The 16,023-nt window shown below is 67.5% G+C and carries 13 protein-coding genes, 1 tRNA gene and 4 pseudogenes; 3 read left to right on the forward strand and 15 right to left on the reverse strand.

Annotated elements, in window-relative coordinates; all coding sequences use genetic code 11:
• Window positions 1-34: 34 nt before the first annotated feature.
• Window positions 35-514, reverse strand: a complete 480-nt coding sequence (gene rplU / locus ASF65_RS19170) for a 50S ribosomal protein L21 (RefSeq protein ID WP_055892934.1) — start codon at window positions 512-514, stop codon at window positions 35-37.
• A gap of 323 nt (window positions 515-837) precedes the next feature.
• Here rplU and ASF65_RS19175 point away from each other — a divergent pair.
• Window positions 838-927, forward strand: a tRNA-Ser gene (locus tag ASF65_RS19175).
• Window positions 928-1,010: 83 nt separating this feature from the next.
• Here the strand turns inward: ASF65_RS19175 and ASF65_RS19180 are convergent.
• From ASF65_RS19180 to ASF65_RS19240, 12 genes and pseudogenes are all read right to left on the reverse strand, one after another.
• Window positions 1,011-1,331: pseudogene (locus tag ASF65_RS19180) on the reverse strand (transposase); the annotation flags it as partial.
• A gap of 1 nt (window position 1,332) precedes the next feature.
• Window positions 1,333-1,822: pseudogene (locus tag ASF65_RS22200) on the reverse strand (IS5 family transposase); the annotation flags it as partial.
• Between the two features lie 38 nt (window positions 1,823-1,860).
• Window positions 1,861-2,622, reverse strand: coding sequence for an SDR family NAD(P)-dependent oxidoreductase (locus ASF65_RS19195; RefSeq protein WP_055892939.1), 762 nt, complete (start codon window positions 2,620-2,622; stop codon window positions 1,861-1,863).
• An 11-nt stretch (window positions 2,623-2,633) separates the two neighbouring features.
• Window positions 2,634-3,401: an SDR family oxidoreductase gene (locus ASF65_RS19200; RefSeq protein WP_055892943.1), complete on the reverse strand. Its 768-nt coding sequence runs from the start codon at window positions 3,399-3,401 to the stop codon at window positions 2,634-2,636.
• Window positions 3,398-4,933: an FGGY-family carbohydrate kinase gene (locus ASF65_RS19205; protein ID WP_055892945.1), complete on the reverse strand. Its 1,536-nt coding sequence runs from the start codon at window positions 4,931-4,933 to the stop codon at window positions 3,398-3,400. The genes ASF65_RS19200 and ASF65_RS19205 overlap by 4 nt, the downstream gene beginning before the upstream one ends.
• Before the next feature lie 67 nt (window positions 4,934-5,000).
• On the reverse strand, window positions 5,001-5,324 hold the full coding sequence (locus ASF65_RS19210; RefSeq protein ID WP_055892948.1) for a carboxymuconolactone decarboxylase family protein: 324 nt from the start codon (window positions 5,322-5,324) through the stop codon (window positions 5,001-5,003).
• Window positions 5,321-6,874, reverse strand: a complete 1,554-nt coding sequence (locus ASF65_RS19215) for an acetoin dehydrogenase dihydrolipoyllysine-residue acetyltransferase subunit (RefSeq protein WP_055892951.1) — start codon at window positions 6,872-6,874, stop codon at window positions 5,321-5,323. Before ASF65_RS19215 ends, ASF65_RS19210 begins: the two co-directional genes overlap by 4 nt.
• Window positions 6,871-7,845: an alpha-ketoacid dehydrogenase subunit beta gene (locus ASF65_RS19220; protein ID WP_055892953.1), complete on the reverse strand. Its 975-nt coding sequence runs from the start codon at window positions 7,843-7,845 to the stop codon at window positions 6,871-6,873. Before ASF65_RS19220 ends, ASF65_RS19215 begins: the two co-directional genes overlap by 4 nt.
• A 1-nt stretch (window position 7,846) precedes the next feature.
• Window positions 7,847-8,911 (reverse strand): thiamine pyrophosphate-dependent dehydrogenase E1 component subunit alpha, encoded by a 1,065-nt coding sequence (locus ASF65_RS19225; protein WP_055892955.1) that lies wholly within the window; start codon window positions 8,909-8,911, stop codon window positions 7,847-7,849.
• A 48-nt stretch (window positions 8,912-8,959) separates the two neighbouring features.
• Window positions 8,960-9,943 (reverse strand): ABC transporter permease, encoded by a 984-nt coding sequence (locus tag ASF65_RS19230; RefSeq protein ID WP_055892958.1) that lies wholly within the window; start codon window positions 9,941-9,943, stop codon window positions 8,960-8,962.
• Window positions 9,940-11,454: a sugar ABC transporter ATP-binding protein gene (locus ASF65_RS19235; protein ID WP_055892962.1), complete on the reverse strand. Its 1,515-nt coding sequence runs from the start codon at window positions 11,452-11,454 to the stop codon at window positions 9,940-9,942. The genes ASF65_RS19230 and ASF65_RS19235 overlap by 4 nt, the downstream gene beginning before the upstream one ends.
• 82 nt (window positions 11,455-11,536) lie before the next feature.
• Window positions 11,537-12,490 carry a sugar ABC transporter substrate-binding protein gene (locus tag ASF65_RS19240; RefSeq protein WP_055892965.1) on the reverse strand — a complete coding sequence of 318 codons (954 nt, stop codon included), beginning with the start codon at window positions 12,488-12,490 and terminating at the stop codon, window positions 11,537-11,539.
• Window positions 12,491-12,616: 126 nt separating this feature from the next.
• Between ASF65_RS19240 and ASF65_RS19245 the strand changes: the two genes are divergently transcribed.
• Together ASF65_RS19245 and ASF65_RS19250 are read left to right on the forward strand one after the other, a co-directional pair.
• Window positions 12,617-13,609, forward strand: coding sequence for a sugar-binding domain-containing protein (locus ASF65_RS19245; RefSeq protein WP_055892969.1), 993 nt, complete (start codon window positions 12,617-12,619; stop codon window positions 13,607-13,609).
• Window positions 13,610-13,697: 88 nt separating this feature from the next.
• A complete protein-coding gene (locus ASF65_RS19250) occupies window positions 13,698-13,877 on the forward strand; it encodes a hypothetical protein (protein WP_055892974.1) in 180 nt (59 codons plus the stop codon).
• A gap of 421 nt (window positions 13,878-14,298) precedes the next feature.
• On the opposite strand, the pseudogene ASF65_RS22205 reads toward ASF65_RS19250, so the two are convergent.
• Window positions 14,299-14,670 (reverse strand): annotated as a pseudogene (locus ASF65_RS22205) (transposase); the annotation flags it as partial.
• Between the two features lie 127 nt (window positions 14,671-14,797).
• Window positions 14,798-15,922, reverse strand: a pseudogene (locus tag ASF65_RS19255) (transposase); the annotation flags it as partial.
• Window positions 15,923-16,023 lie beyond the last annotated feature (101 nt).

The following is a 16,023-nucleotide window of genomic DNA, read 5'->3' on the forward strand; positions in this document are numbered from 1 at the left end:
CGGGGGCCCTGAAGGCTCCCGCGAGTTCCGTGTCTCAGGCCTCTTCGCCCTCGGCCTTCTTCTTGGCAGCGCGGGGCTTCTTGGCGGGCGCCGCCTCGTCGCTCGCCGTCTCGGCGGCCGGCTTGGCCTTGGCGGCCTTCTTCGGCGCGGCGTCGGACGTCGTGTCGGCGACCGGCTTGGCAGCCTTCTCGGCCTTCGCGGACGGCGCCTTGCCGTCGGTCAGGATCTCGGCGATGCGGATCAGCGTCAGGTCCTGGCGGTGGCCGCGGCTGCGCTTGGAGTTCTGGCGGCGACGCTTCTTGAAGGAGATGACCTTCGGTCCGCGCGTCTGCTCGACGATCTCGCCGACCACGGTGGCGCCGGCCACGAAGGGCGCGCCGATCGTCGAGCCCACCATCAGGACTTCGGTGAAGGAAACGCTGTCGCCGGCCTCGCCGGGCAGGCGCTCGATCTCGAACTGGTCGTTGGCGGCGACGCGGTACTGCTTGCCGCCAGTCTTGATCACTGCGAACATGTCTTGGCCTTTTCAGGATCGGCTCTCGGATGCGTCGAGCATCGCGGGCCGTCTTCTTGTGTTTCTTTCGAACGATGCCGCGACGCGAACCGCCCTGCACGAGGCACGGCCGGACGCAGGTCACGACGCGCGTTGCCTAGCGCCACCGGCCGCAAAGGTCAAGGGATATGGCCGCCGCAACGACCCGCCTTCAAAGTGTCACGACCGACGTCGATTGCCTCTTGTGAAGCGCCCCGATCCTTTGCTAGAGAGCCCTCGCGCCTTGAGGGCGCCGACCACGCTTATCAGCGTATGCTTCATCGATCGCAAGATCGACCTCGGACGGAGAGGTGGCAGAGTGGTTGAATGCACCGCACTCGAAATGCGGCATACTCGCAAGGGTATCGGGGGTTCAAATCCCTCCCTCTCCGCCACTCCAATGATTTCAGCAGGCTACGGATTTCCTGGCGTTTTCCGGCCACGAGCTGGTGACACTAGGGTTAGGACTCATAGCTTTGAGCCAGAACAGGACGGTAGCTGCGAGCGCGATGGCGGAGAAGAAGACGGTCGGACAGTGGTCGTAGCGGGTTGCGACGCGGCACCAGTCCTTCAGCCGCCCGAACATGATCTTGATGCGGTTGCGTCGCCGGTAGTGGCGCTTGTCGTGTTTGACAGGCACATTGCGAGACCGTCGGCCCGGAATGCAGGGTTTGATGCCCTTCGCTGCTAGAGCGTCCCGGAACCAGTCAGCATCGTAGCCGTGATCGCCGAGCAGCCACTGCGCCTTGGGCAGATCGTCAAGCAAGGCTGCCGCGCCGGTGTAGTCGCTGACGGGCCGNGTCCCGGAACCAGTCAGCATCGTAGCCGTGATCGCCGAGCAGCCACTGCGCCTTGGGCAGATCGTCAAGCAAGGCTGCCGCGCCGGTGTAGTCGCTGACGGGCCCAGCGGTCAGGAAGAAGCTCAACGGGCGGCCATTGGCATCGGCCACGGCGTGAAGCTTTGTGTTCATGCCGCCCTTGGTGCGGCCGATCAGACGTCCAAGCCCCCCTTTTTGACCGCAAGGCTCGATGCCGTGCGGTGTGCCTTCAGATAGGTCGCGTCGATCATGAGAGTCTTGGGATCGGCATTGGCAGCGGCCAGACCTTTCATCATTCGGACGAAGACACCCGCTTCACCCAACGCTTCCAACGGTTGTGCAGCGTCTTCACCGGACCATAGTCCTTGGGCGCATCGCGCCATCGCAGGCCGTTGCGGTTGACGAAGATAATGCCGCTGAGAACCCGCTGATCATCGACCCGTGGCCTGCCACGGCTCTTTCGCAAGCCCATCGAAATGATCCAACGGTCCCAGCTTTTGCGAATTCGTCTCAGTCGAAGACAATACCCCCATCGACGTTGAGGGTCTGTCCCGTGACGAACGCGCTTTCGTCGGAAGCGAAAAACGCGACCGGGCCGACCACGTCCTCGGGCGCGCCGATGCGGCGCATGGCGGTATTGGCCGTCCACTTCGCCTTGACGGCGGGGTCTTCGAGGTTGGTGCGGCCCATGTCGGTGAGGATGATGCCGGGACAGACGCAGTTGGCTGTGATGCCGAGCGACCCGACCTCCTGCGCCAGCACCCGGGTGAAGCCCATGACCGCCGCCTTGGATGCCGAGTAGTGCGCCTGTTCGGGCGCCCCCTGCTTGCCGCCGATGGAGGCGATGTTGACGATGCGGCCGTAGCCGCGGGTGCGCATGTGCGGCAGGAGCGCCTGTATCACGAGGAAGGTGCCCTTGGCGTTCACGTCCATCACCGCGTCCCACACGCCGTCGTCCAGCGTCTCGACGGGACTGGTGATGAGGATGCCTGCGTTGTTCACCACGGCGTCGATCGCGCCAGCCCGTTCGACGGCACTCGCCACCATCGAGGTCACCTGCGCCTTGTTGCTGACGTCGGCGTGAAGCGCGAAGGCCCGGCGGCCCGTCGCCTCGATCTCGGAGACGAGGTTGGCGAGACGGTCGGCCTGTCGCTCGATGTCGTTGGCCATGATGTCGAAGCCGCGGGCGGCGAGGCCGAGGGCAACGGCGCGGCCGATCCCGCGGCTGGCGCCGGTTACGAGCGCGGTGCGGGTCTCTGTCGTGTGGATCATGGCACGGGTCCTTAAAGGGCGGTGTAGCCGCCGTCCACCGTCAACACTGTCCCGGTGATGAAGCTGGCGGCGTCGGAGGCGAGGAAGAGCACGGCGTTGGCTATCTCGCGGGGCTCACCGAGGCGGCCCATCGGGGTCGATCGCATCCAGGTGCCGAACCATTCTGGATTGGAGCGGCCGGCCAGCGTCAGTTCGGTCGCGGTGTAGCCTGGTGCAACCGCGTTGACGCGAAGACCGTGCGGGGCCCATTCGACGGCGAGCGACTTGGTCAGGAGGTTCACGCCGGCCTTCGCCGCGTTGTAAGCGACCTGCGGCTGCGGGTGGACGACGATCTCGCCGCACATGGAGGAGATGTTCACGACCGAGCCGCGGCCCGCCTCCAGCATCAGTCGTCCGAAACCCTGCGCGCAGCGGAAGACGCCGTTGAGGTTGACGTCGATGACCGCGCTCCAGTCCTCCGGCGCCGTGTCGACGGCCGGCGCGTTGCGCACGATGCCCGCGTTGTTGACGAGGACGTGCGGCGCGCCGAAGCGGTGCGCCACCGCCTCGACCGCCGCCGACACGCTATCGCGCGAGGTCACGTCGAGGGGGAGGGGATGGGCCGCAAGGCCCCGGGTCTCGATCGCAGCGGCCGTGCGGGAGGCTTCCGCCTCGTCGCGGTCGGCCACGAGGACGGTGGCGCCAGCTTCCGCCAGACGAACCGCGATCGCCGCGCCGATACCGCGCGCGCCGCCCGTGACGATGACGATCCGGCCGGGCAGGTCGAAGTCGGCGCTCATGCCCGCATGGCCTCTCGGACCTGCACGGGTTTCGGGGCGCCGGCGGCTGCTACGTCCTTCAACGCGGGATAGAGTGCACGATAGGAACAGTAGATTTCGTCGTAACGCTCGCTTTCGCGCCGTCGCGGTTCGATGCGGCGGCCGGGCCGCACCATAGCGGCGATGCCCTCGTCGATCGAGGCGAAGCGCCCCGCGCCGTGGGCGGCCAGCACGGCCGCCCCGACGGACGGCGCGGCGCCCGAGGCCGGGACGCAAACCGGGATGCCGGCGGTATCGGCATGGATCTGGAGCCAGAGCTCGGAAGCCGTCGCGCCGCCGCCGACCGTAAGTTCGGCCGCACGGAAGCCCGCCGCCGCCATCTCGTCGAGGATCGCGCGCGTTCCGAAGGAGATGCTCTCAATGACGGCGCGGAAGATGTGCTCGGGCCCATGCGCGAGCGTCAGGCCGGTGATCGCCCCGCGCGACAGGGGGTCGACGTAAGGGGTGCGGTTGCCCTGGAAATGGTCCTGCACCACGAGCCCGTCGCATCCGGGCTCGAGGCGGGCGGCCGCGATGTTAAGGGCGTCGAGGTCCATCGTTCCGTTCATCAGGCGCTTCAGCCACTGCAGGATGGAGCCGGTCGAGGTCTGGCCGCCCTCGATGATGTGGCGGCCGGGATAGACCGCGTCTGAGTAGGAGCCCCAGAGACCGGGATGGTTTACCGGGTTCTGCGAGACGCCGAACTGAAGATGCGAGGAGCCGGTGATCAGCGCAAGCTGGCCGGGCTGGGCGACGCCAAGGCCGATCATCCCGATCAGCGCGTCCGCACCGCCCTGCACGAGCTTCACGCCCGTGTGGAGCCCGAGATGGGCCGCCGCGCGGTTGGTCAGCGTGCCGACCACGGCGCCGGGCGCAACCATCTCGGCCGGCCACTTCTCGAGCAGAGCGTCCAGCCCGAGCGATCGCACGAGCGAGGCCGCGAACCCACCGCGCGCGGTCGAGTAATGCCAGCGGATGGAGGCGTTGTTCAGTGAGGCGACACGCTGACCTGTGAGGCGAAGCGTCATGAAGTCCTGGTATTCGCCGATCGTGGCGGCGCGGTCGAACACATGCGGCTCGTGTCGCTTCAGCCAGAGGGCCTTTGGGATCATCCATTCAGCCGAGACCGGACCCTCTCCCGCCCCGTTGACGGCGAGCGCCGCGTCCCCGGTGGCGAGGACGTCGCGCGCTTCCTCGCCCGCGCGCACGTCCATCCAGATGATGGCGGGGCGCAGTGCATTGCCTTCTTCGTCCAGCGCGACGACGGTGCAGGAGGTGGTCGTCAGGCAGATCGCCTCAACGGCGGCCGGGTCGACGCCCGCCTTGGCGAGCGCGCCCTGCGTGGCGACGCCGAGCGCGTTCCACCAGTCCTCGGGGTTTTGCTCCGCGCGAGCGCCGGCTGAGAACGTCGTCTCGTAAGGGTGGGTCGCCTGTCCCAGGCAGGCGCCCGAGGGATCGTAGATCCCGGCGCGCAGACTTTCCGTTCCACCGTCTACGGCGACCACATAGGCCATCGATTCCTCCTCCCTCCAAGACCGACGCTCCTCCCGCGTCAAGCCCTCGAATCCTTGTGGTTGCGCGTCAGTTCGCGGCGTCGAAGGCGGCCAGCGCCTTGGCCGCGTAAACCATGGCCGGTCCGCCCCCCATCTCGGCGGCGATGCCGAGCATCTCCAAAAGGTCCTCCCGTTCGGCCCCCAGCTTCCTCGCGGCATCGACATGGTAGATGACGCAGTCCTCGCAGCCGCGCACGACGCCGAAGGAAGCAGAAAGCAGCTCTTTCTGTGCTGAGGAAAGGCGAGAGCCGGAATGGGCGGCCTTGGCCAGCTGCCGGAAGCCGCCCGCCACTTCCGGCATCGCCTTGGCGAGCGCGATGGCCTGCGTGTTAATCGTCTTCAGGTCGCTCATCCGGATGTCCTTTCGAAGAGGGCTGCGACCTCGGCGGGGCGGTCCCAGTGCGGCATATGCCCGGCTCCGGCGACGAGATGGATCGCGACCGCCGCGGGCAGCGCCGATACTTGAGTCCAGGGCACGATCCGGTCCTCCAGTCCGAAAACGACGCGCACGTCCACCCTGCGCGACAGGCGGGCCAGCGGCTCGACTATGTCGGCGCGCTGGCCGCCCGGCCCGAAGGTGTCGGCCGCCAGCGCCACCAGCCGTCCCCGGCCGAGCGAGGCGGCGAGCGCCGCGACGGCGGCGTCGGACAGGGCGGCGGGCTGGGCGGTCAGGCGGCGCAGGAGATGGCGCAGCGCGCCGGTGGACGGGCGTGCCGCCATGCCGGAGATGAACTCCGCGTCGATCTCCAGCCCGAGGCCGGCGGGCGCCAGAAGGGTCAGGCGCCGCAGATCGGGAAGGCTCTCGGCCAGCGCAACAGCCGCAAGGCTGCCCAGCGAATGGGCGACGATCTCGCTCGGCGCGAAGTCCTGTGCGCGCAGGAAGGCACTGAGCGGGGCGGAAAGGGCGGCGACCCCGTCAGCCTCCGCCGTCGTCTCGCCATGGCCCGGCAGGTCGAGCGCCAGGGTCTCGAAACCCGCACGCGACAGCGCCGAGGCAAGGCCGGAGAAGGTCGTGCGATCTCCGGCAAAGCCGTGGAGGAGAAGCGCACGGCTGCGCTGGCTCCCGCGAGCCGGCAAACGGTCGGACGCGATCGCGCCGCCCGTCCGCGCGGGGGTCGCTGGGCCGGTGGCATGGGCTTCCACGTCCCGCAGTTCGATGCGGCCGCGCCGGCCCGTGCCCGAAAGCGTGGAAAGGTCGAGGCCGCGCCGCGCCGCGAGGCGGCGAGCGACGGGCGTAGCGCGAACGAGGCCGCCCGAACGCGCCGGAGGGGCTTGCGTCCGGGGCGCGGACGACTCCGCGGCCGTCTCGGCCGCGGGCGCTGGCACGACCTCCTCGGCGGCATCCAGCGGGTCCGGCGCGTCCGCGACGAAGCCTTCCAGCTTGGCGCTTGCGGCGGAGACTTCGACGCGCGCCAGCGGCGCGCCGACGTCCAGCGTGGTGCCGGGCTCGACCAGGATCTCCACGAGGCGCCCGTCGAAGAGAGCCGGATATTCGGCGATGGTCTTGTCGGTCTCGATCTCGAGGATCGCGTCGCCGCGCTTGAAGCGCGCACCGGCCTCGACCAGCCAGCCGACGACCTTGCCCTCGTCCATGGTCTCGCCGAGGCGCGGCATGGCTAGCGTTCGGACCACCGGGCCGTCGGCGGCGGGTGAGGCTTCCGGGGCGCCGCCTTCCAACCGCGCGATGGGTGCGCCGACGCTGACGATGTCTCCGGGGGCGACCAGCGTTTCGGCCAGAATGCCGTCAGCGAGGGCCGGTAACTCGGCGACGGTCTTGTCTGTCTCGACTTCGAGAATGGATTCGCCGCGCTTGAAGGGCTGGCCCGGCCGGATCAGCCAGCCGACGATGCGACCTTCTTCCATCGTCTCGCCGAGACGGGGCATGGTGAGCACGGCGCTCATGCGACGATGCGCCGTGCATAGTCGCCGATGAGATCGGGCGAGGGCACGCTGCCCGCCTCCAGCGCTTGGCTGACCGAGATCGGGATGTCCTCGCCCGCGATGCGGATGACCGGCTCATGGAGGAAGTCGAAGCATTCCTCGGTGATGCGCGCCGACAGCTCGGCCGCGACGCCCGCCGTCATCGGCCCCTCGGAGACGACGACGCAGCGGCCGACCTTCTCGACGTGTTCACGGACGGTGTCCATATCGAGCGGATTGAGGGTGCGGAGGTCGATGACGGTCGCCTCGATCCCGTCCTTCGCCATGGCCTCGGCCGCCTCCAGCGCGTAGTGCACCTGCCGCGAATAGGTGACGATCACGACGTCCTTGCCCTCGCGCCGCACCGCAGCCTTGCCCCAGGGGAGCTTGGGCGCGGAGAGGTCCGCCTCCTCCTTGCGTGTGTAGAGCGACTTGTGCTCGATGAAGACGACGGGGTCGGGCAGTGTCAGGGCGTGCCGGAGGAGATGGTAGGCGTCCTCGGCGGTCGCCGGCATGACGAGCCGGAGGCCCGGCATGTGCATGATCCAGCCTTCCAGGCTCTGGGAGTGCTGCGCGCCGGCCGAGCGCCCGGTGCCGCCTTGCGTGCGCAGCACCATGGGCACGCCGATCTGGCCGCCGAACATGTAGCGGATCTTGGCGGCCTGGTTGGTGAGCTGGTCCATCGTCATGCCGAGGAAGTCGACATACATCAACTCGGCGACGGGCCGGAGGCCCGTCATGGCCGCGCCGACGGCAGCGCCCACGATCGCGGGCTCGGAGATCGGCGTGTCGATCATCCGCTCGGGCCCGAAGGTCTTGATGAGGTCCTTGGTGACGCCGTAGGCGCCACCGTAGCGGCCGACCTCCTCGCCGATGACGACGACGGTCTCGTCGTCCTGCATGGCGTCGATCAGCGCCTGGCGCAGCGCGTCGCGATAGGTGATCTGGACCATATCAGGCAGCTCCCTTGGAAAGGACGCGGTCGAGGCGCGTGCGCAACGGCTCGGGCTCGGGCTCGCCGACGGCGTAGACGTCGCGGAACATGGAGGAGAGCGGCGGCGCGACGCTGGCGGCGGCAAAATCGATCGTCGCGTCCATCTCGGCGGCGATCTCGGCGTCGAGCGCATCGAGTTCCGTCTCGGCGGCCGCACCGCGCTCGAGCAGTCGCAGGCGCGCCTTCAGGACGGGGTCGCGCAGGCGACCCTCGGCCTCTTCGGCCTCGGCCCGGTAGGGGCTCTTGTCCATGCGGGCATGGCCGTAGAATCGGTAGCAGGACACGGCGAGGAAGCCCGGCTTGCCGGCCCGCGCCTCGTCCATCAGCTCCTGCGCCGCGGCGGCGACCTCCTCGACATCGTCCCCGTCCACCATCGCGCCGTTAAGGCCGAAGGCGCGGGCGCGCTCGTCGAAGGCGGCGTTGCGCGTCGCCTGGTCGATGCGCGTCCCCATGCCGTACTGGTTGTTGATGCACACGAACATCACCGGCAGGTCCCAGAGGGCGGCCATGTTCATGCTCTCGTAGAGGATGCCCTGGCCGGTCGCCCCGTCGCCGAAGAAGGCGACGGAGACGGAATCCTTCTTCAGGCGCTTGGCCGACAGGCCGGCGCCGACGACCGCCGGAATGCCGCCGCCGACGATGGCGTTGGCGCCGAGATGCCCGAGCGCCATGTCGGCGATGTGCATAGAGCCGCCCTTGCCCGCGCAGTAGCCGGTCTCCTTGCCGCCAATCTCGGCCATCATCCGGGCGGGATCGGCGCCGCGCGCCAGGAAGATGCCGTGGCCGCGATGGTGGGTGGTGAACGTGTCGGCGGGCGCCATCGCCTTGACAACGCCGGCTGCCGCCGATTCCTCCCCGATGGACAGATGCAGCATCGAGCCGGCCGAAAGGCCGCGCACGAAGAGTTCGCCGACGCGCTCCTCGAAGGAGCGGATGCGCCGCATGGTCCGGTAGAGCGGCAGGAGGCCGGAATTGCCGCCGGGCGAGCCGTTGGCGGGACGGATGTCGGGTCGAAGTTCGGTCATGTGTCAGGGCTTCCCGATGGCGGGACCGGACGGGCGCGAGGCGCGCCGTCAGATCAGCTTCAGCTTCGTGGTGCGGGAGACGACCGCGACGGCGACGAGGATGATGACGCCCTTCACGATGCTCTGGATGTAGGTGTCGAGGCCGAGGAGGTTCAGGCCGTTGTTGATGACGCCGATGAAGAGGGCGCCGAAGAAGGTGCCCGCGATCGTCGCGGTGCCCGGGCGGAACATCGTCATGCCGATGAAGACGGTGGCGAGCCCGTCGAGGAGATAGTCCTGGCCGGCGTTGGGCTGGCCGGAGCCGAGGCGGGCGGACAGGAGAAGGCCGGCAACGGCCGCGAACAGGCTGGAGATGACCAGTGCCGCCTGCCTGTAGCGGCGCCCCTTGATGCCCGACAGCTCGGCCGCCTTGAGGTTGCCGCCGACGGCATAGACGTAGCGGCCGAAGATCGTGCGCTCCATCACGAACCAGGCAAGCGCCACGGCTGCCAGCATGATGAAGGCGACGTTGGGCAGGCCGAGGATGCGGCCTTGGCCGAGCACGAGATAGCTGTCCGGAAGACCGCCATAGATCGCACGCCCCCCCGACAGGAGGAAGTTGATGCCGAACAGGATCGAGCCCATCGCCAGCGTCGCGATCAGTGATGGCACGCCGACGAGGGTTACGAGAAGCGCGTTGACGAGGCCGACGCAGAGACCGGCGCCCAGCCCCGCCAGAAGGGCGAGCGGCGTCGACCAGCCCGCGACGAGGAGGAGGGGGGCGACGAGACCGGCGAGTCCGGCCATGTAGCCGACCGAAAGGTCCATCTCGCGCGCGGCGAAGCCGAAAGTCAGCCCGATCGCGACGATCGTCAGCATCGAGATCTGCTGGAGGATGTTGAGAAGGTTCGAGGTCGTCAGGAACCGGTCGACGCCGAGCGAGAAACCGATGAAGAGAAGGGCCAGCACGATCAGCGTCGAGTACCGTAGGAGCCCCTGGCGGAGGCGGCTGCGGCCGGCGTCCTCGCGCGGTTGCGTGGTCGCGGCGCTCACGCCCGCGCTCCCGACATGGCGGCTATGAAGCTCTGTTCCGAGAAGTTGGGCCAATGGAGTTCTCCCAGGGCCTGCCCGTCGGCGAACGAGACGACGCGGGTGGCGAGGTCGGCGATTTCGATGAGATCGGAGGAGGCGACGACGATCGCGCAGCCGGAGCGGGCGAGGGACTGGATCAACTGGTGGATCTCGCGCTTGGCACCGATGTCGACGCCCTCCGTCGGCTCGACGAAGATCATCAGCCGGTAGCGCCCCTCGGCGCCGTAGAGCCATTTGCCGATCGAGATCTTCTGCTTGTTGCCGCCCGACAACTCGGTCACGAGTTGCTCGGGCGACGAGGCCTTGACCGCCAGTTGTCCCATGATGCGGCGTGCCTCGCGCGTTTCGCGGGCCGGGCTGAGGATGCCGAGGCTCCCGAACGCGCCGGCCTCGGGATGGACCATCGCGAGGTTCTCGCGCAGCGACCAGTCGCCGTTCAGCGAATGGATCATCCGGTGATCGGGCACGAAGGCGACGCCGCGCTGGCGCATGGCGGCGGCCGAGACGTCGGCGACCGCCTCGCCGCGGAAGCGCAAGGTTCCGCCGATGCGGTCCGGTGCGTCGAAGAGCGAGCGGGCGAAGGCGAAATGGCCCGAGCCCGTCAGGCCAATCAGGCCGACGATCTCGCCGGGCCGCACTGCGAAGCGCTCGACCGACACGTCGGGCGTGCGCCAGTCCGACACCTCGACGACCGGAATGGCGGCGGCGTCGGGCACCCGACGCTCGCCCGTCTGGACCGTCGTGCTTTGCCCCCGCTGCAGCATGAGCGCGACGAGCCGCGCCTCGTCCGCCCCTTGGGCGGGGAACGTTTCGACGAGCCGCCCGTCGCGCAGCACCGTGATGCGGTCGGAGAGGGCGAGGACCTCCGACAGGAAATGGCTGATGAGGACGACGCCGACCCCTTGCGCCGGGAGGCGGCGCACGATGGCCCAGAGCCGCTCCTTCTCGCGGGCGGGCAGGGTCGCCGTCGGCTCGTCGAGGATGAGGATCCGGACACGGCCGCGCAGGGCGCGCACGATTTCGACGATCTTCTGGTCGGCGTAGGGCAGGGTTTCGACGGGGGCGTCGAGATCGATCGACACGTCCGGGAACCAGCTCGCCAGCGTCTCGTAGGCGATGCGCCGCAGGGCCCTCCGGTCGATGACGGCGCCCAGGCGCTTCGGCTCGGCCCCGAGGAGGATGTTCTCGGCCCCCGACAGGCCGGGCACGAGGCTGCCTTCCTGCGAGACATGGGCGATGCCCCGGGCCAGCGCGTCGCCCGCGCCCTCGAGGCGCACGTCCTGCCCGTCGAGTTCCATGCGCCCGCCGGTGGGAAGGCGGCTGCCGCCGAGGATCGAGACGAGCGTCGTCTTGCCCGCGCCGTTCTCGCCGATGAGGCCGTGGACCTCGTCGTCCCGGAAGGTGACGCCGACGCCGTCGAGCGCCCGCGTTCCGGGATAGTCCATCACGATGTCGCTGAGGATGATGGCCATGCCGCTGCTGCTCCGCGCCTGTTGAAAGGAAGTCGGGGAGGCGTGGCCGGCGATGCGCATGACGCGTCGCCGGCCGAAGCGGTCACTTCATGAAGTCCTTGCAGTTCGCCTTGGTGACGAGCGGCGCGTCGAGATAGACGACCTTGGACGGGATGACGGTGGCGGCGTCCTTCTTTGCGACGACGATGTCCTCGATCCACTCGCCGGTCTGCGCCCCCATCTTCTCGAACGGTTGGCTGACAGTGGCGATCATCTGGCTGTCCGGCTTGCAGACCTCGGCGATGGCCGTCGGGTGGCCGTCGATACCGATGACCTTGGCATGGGTGTTGCCGGCGGCTTTGAGCGCATTCAGCGCGGCCTGAGCCGGCTCGTCCCAGGGCGCCCAGACGCCGTCGATCTCGTCGCCGAAGCGCGTCGCGTAGTCCTGCATCGTGCGCGTCGTGTCTTCGTAGAAGGCGGTGTAGTCGATGTTGTGCTCGGCCAGCACCTTGATGTCGGGATATTCCTTAAGGACGGTCGCCATGGTCTCGCCGCGCTTGCGGGTGCCGTGGTGCTCGGCCATGCGCAGGAAGATGATGTTCGAGCCGGGGCCGAGTTCGTTCAGGAAGTAGGGCGAGACGGTGGCGCCCATGGCCCAGTTGTTGGTGGTCACGTCCACCATGGTCCCCTTCACGTCGCCGCTGTCGACGGTGAAGATCGGGATCTTCGCGTCGACCGCCGCCTGAATGGCCGGGGCCGAGGCGCGCAGGTCCGCCATCGTGACGATGATCGCGCCGACGCCGCGCGACGCGGCGTCCTGGATGTTCGCGGCGGTCTTCTCGCCCGAGCCACCCGAGTCGAGATAACTGACCGTCCAGTCCGACTTGCCCGTCTCCTTAAGCCAGGCGTCGAAGCCCGCCTTGACGCGCTGCTCGGACTGGGCGGCCGCGTTGGCGTGGACCCAGGCGACGTCGACAGCCAGTGCCGGGGCACTGACGGACAAGCCAAGGGCGGCCAGCGCCGCGAAGACGCCGTTCCTCATTGCACGAGAATGCATTTTGAAGTTCCTCCCACGCCGCACATCTTCAGTGCGACCGTTCCCGCGTCACTCCCACGACGCGAGACGAAGCTAGACCAACGCTATTACAAACGTCAACATGAAATACATTTGTAAGAGGCAGGCATGGCCGACGACGACGAGACGCTGATGGTCAAGGCCGCTTGGCTCTATCACGTGGGGGGATTGAACCAGGCAGAAGCGGCCGAGCGGCTCGGCTTGACGCGTGCTCGGGTCAACCGCTTGCTCGCCGACGCCTTGGAAGAGGGTGTTGTCAGCATCACGGTGGATCGACAACTGGCAGGCATGGTTCCGGTGGAGGAAGAGCTGCGCCGCCGCTACGGGCTTGCCTTTTGCCAAGCGACTCCGGCGCTCGACCTTCTCGCGTCGGCAAACGCCGACACCGATCTGGTCGGCCTGTCGGCGACCCAGAAGGTGGCCTTCCGCGCTGTCGGCCTCTTGGCTGCCAATCACCTGCGCGCCCATCTGGCGCGTGGCAAGCCCTCAACCGTCGGTCTGGGGTGGGGGCGGACGGTGGAGCAGATGACGCTTCACCTGGCAGGCGTCAGCGCGCCGGACGCCCGGTTCATCTCGCTGATGGGCTCGCTCACCGCCAACTCGGCCTTCAACCCGTTCGAACTGGTCTACACGCTTGCCAAGCGCACCGGAGGAGAGGGCTACTTCCTGCCCGTCCCGTTCATCGCCGACACGGTAGAAGACCGCCAGGTCCTGCTATCGCAGCGTTCGGTCACCAAGGCGATGGCGATCGCGGAGGAAGCGACGCTTTGCATGATCAGCGTCGGGGAACTGGAGGAAGGTTCGCTTCTGCGGCGACAGGGCATGCTGACGAAAGCCGACATCGCAAGCCTGCGGGCTGCGGGGGCCATCGGCGACACGAACGGCATCTTCTTCAACGAGATGGGGCGGCCGGTCGACCATGAGCTGAACGGGCGCACGATCGCCGTCTCGTTCGAGACGCTGCGCCATCTCGACGTCGTGCTGATGGTCGCAAGCCCGGAGAAGACACGCGCCGCCGCAGCGCTCCTGTCGAGCGGCCTCGTCAAAGGCCTCATCATCGACGGCGACGCCGCCCTCCAGCTTCTGGCGAGCCAGGGATGATCAACCTCTCGCTTCGCCATCAATACTGACTTCTTGCGTTTCGCACCATTCCGCTCGACGCTTGGCCAGATGCAAGGATGGCGACGGCATGGCAATCTACGCGTTCATGGACGTTTCGACGGTTCACCTGACGGCAAAGGACGTGGCTCTGCTAAACGGTGCCGATCTGCCGTTCGACGTGATGACTTACGAATACGGTTGGGTTGTCTCGACGGCCAAGCTGATGCCTGGCCGCGTACCGCGGAAGCAGCATCGAAGACCTATGTAGATCGAGCGTCTCGCCCGAGTTCATGGCGGCCGCCGAACTCGCTGGGCAGCGCAACTGCTGGCTGCTGCGCTTCGATGCGGACGCTGACATGGATCCCGCCCTGCCAGTGGGTGGGTACGGCTTGGACCCTGACGATATCGGCTCTCCCGGCCTACAGATCAGGTGCTTGAACCCAAGATCGAAGGCGCTGTCCTCTCGGGGGGCAGGCACTATTGAAAGGGTTCGTCGACGCAGGTCTGCGGTCTCGCACGCCATCCATGGAGGAATACATCGATCGAAAGCTTAGCTCGCAAAACCAAGCCGCTTGAACTGCTGGAGGACACCCCGCGATTTCGAAGGCATCTACTTCTCCAGAGCCGGGCGGCAATTCCTTCAAGATGCCAGTTCGAGACCGAGCCGTTCCGGCTAGGAAGCGGACTCGTAACGCATTGATCCAGATGTGGACGGCGGCAAGCTTGATGGCGGCGAGGAAGTTATCGGGCCTTTGGTCGTAGCGTGTGGCCGAGCCGCGCATCTGTTTAATGCGGTTGAAGAAGCGCTCGACGAGGTTGCGTTGGCGGTAGACCCAGCGGCTGAAGGCGAAGGTGCCTTTGCGCATCGAGCGCGGCGGTAACTTGGCCCAGGCACCTCGCGCCGCGACGAAGCTGCGGATGCCGTCCGTGTCGTTGGCCTTGTCGGCGATGACGGTTGCGCCGGGCGCAACGGTATCGAGCAGTTTGGCTGCCATGGGCGCTTCGCCTGCCTGCCCGGCGGTGAGTTCCAGACGCACGGGTCGGCCCTCGGCATTTACTAAGAGCCTGTCCGAGTAACGGGTTTGCCAGAAATTTTGAGATGGCGCATGGGCAGCGATTGCCATGCGGATGCTCTCATCGGGCCGCCTTGGCCAGTTTGAGGAGGTTGTGGGCGGTGCAGATCATCGCCTATTCGCATCGGACCTGATCGAGCCCACGCAGGAGGAGCTGCCGGAAGCCTTTGGCCTGCTTGATCTGCCCAAAGACGGGCTCGACAACCTGTTTTCGCAGGCGGTAGCGGCTTCGCCGGCCAGCCGCTTCAGGCATGCGGCCATGGCGCTCATCAAGGGCGTCTTCGTCAGCTTGCGCCGCCCCGTTGCGTTCGCCTCGCCATGGCGGGCCCGGCCCGGGGCCAGATAGGCCGTGATCCTGCGCTGCTTCAGCGCCGATAGGTTCGCCTCGTTGGCAAAGCCGGGAATCGCCTGAGACCTCGCGAGCCTTGCGACCGAGGTGAGCGCGGACGTCATCGACGAGCGGCACGAGAGCGCGCGAGTCCGCGGAGTTCGTCACATGGCGGTGCGCCACGATGACCTGATGGGCCGCATCGACGGCGATCTGGCCGTTGTAGTCTTGCACAAACCCGTCACGGGTCGGCAGGATGCGGCTGTCGGGATCGGTGAAGTTGCACTGTGCCCGATCCGGCGGATCGCCATTCTCATCGCGCAAGGGCCTGCCTTGCCAGCGCATGTCGGACGATGGGCCGGGACCGCTCTCGTCGTCCGGATCAGGCGGATCAGTAGCGTCCGCCTCTAGCGCGGCCTTAGCGGTGCGGATCCTCTCCAGCCGCCGCTGTTTGTCGGCCATCCAGTCCGGTGTCTCGTCGCCGCGCTGGTCCGTGCCCAGCGCCTTATCCTCGGCCGCATCCGCCTTGCGCGCCTGATCCAGCTAGGCCTCGACCTCGGCGGCCAGCGCCGGCTCGGCCGTCTTCATCCGGCCGTAGCTCATCGCCTTGTGGCGTGAAGCGTTGGCCTTCTTTTTGGTCCCGTCCACGGCGACATGGGCAAACTGGACAAGCCCCGCCGCCTGGCACAGGCGCACCACCTGCCCGAACAGATCCGACAGAACCACGAGGTGGCGCTTGCGAAAATCGGCGATGGTTCGGAAGTCTGGCCGGTTCAGTCCGGTCACCGCCATGATATCGACCCGCTCTTCGCAGGCATGGGCAAGCTGTCGGGATGAGTACAGGCCTCGGCTGTAGCCGTAGAGCAGCAAAGCCACCATCATTCCAGGATGGTAGGGCGGGTAACCGCGTTTATAGCGCGACAATCTGAGTGAGACGCTGGCGACGATCTAAATGAGACAGATCATGTCGCGGCGATTGGGATCGTATCATCCTGATTGTCGCTGGCAAGGTC

The organism is Aureimonas sp. Leaf324, from assembly GCF_001423245.1.
In the GTDB taxonomy this organism is placed as follows: Bacteria; Pseudomonadota; Alphaproteobacteria; order Rhizobiales; family Rhizobiaceae; genus Aureimonas.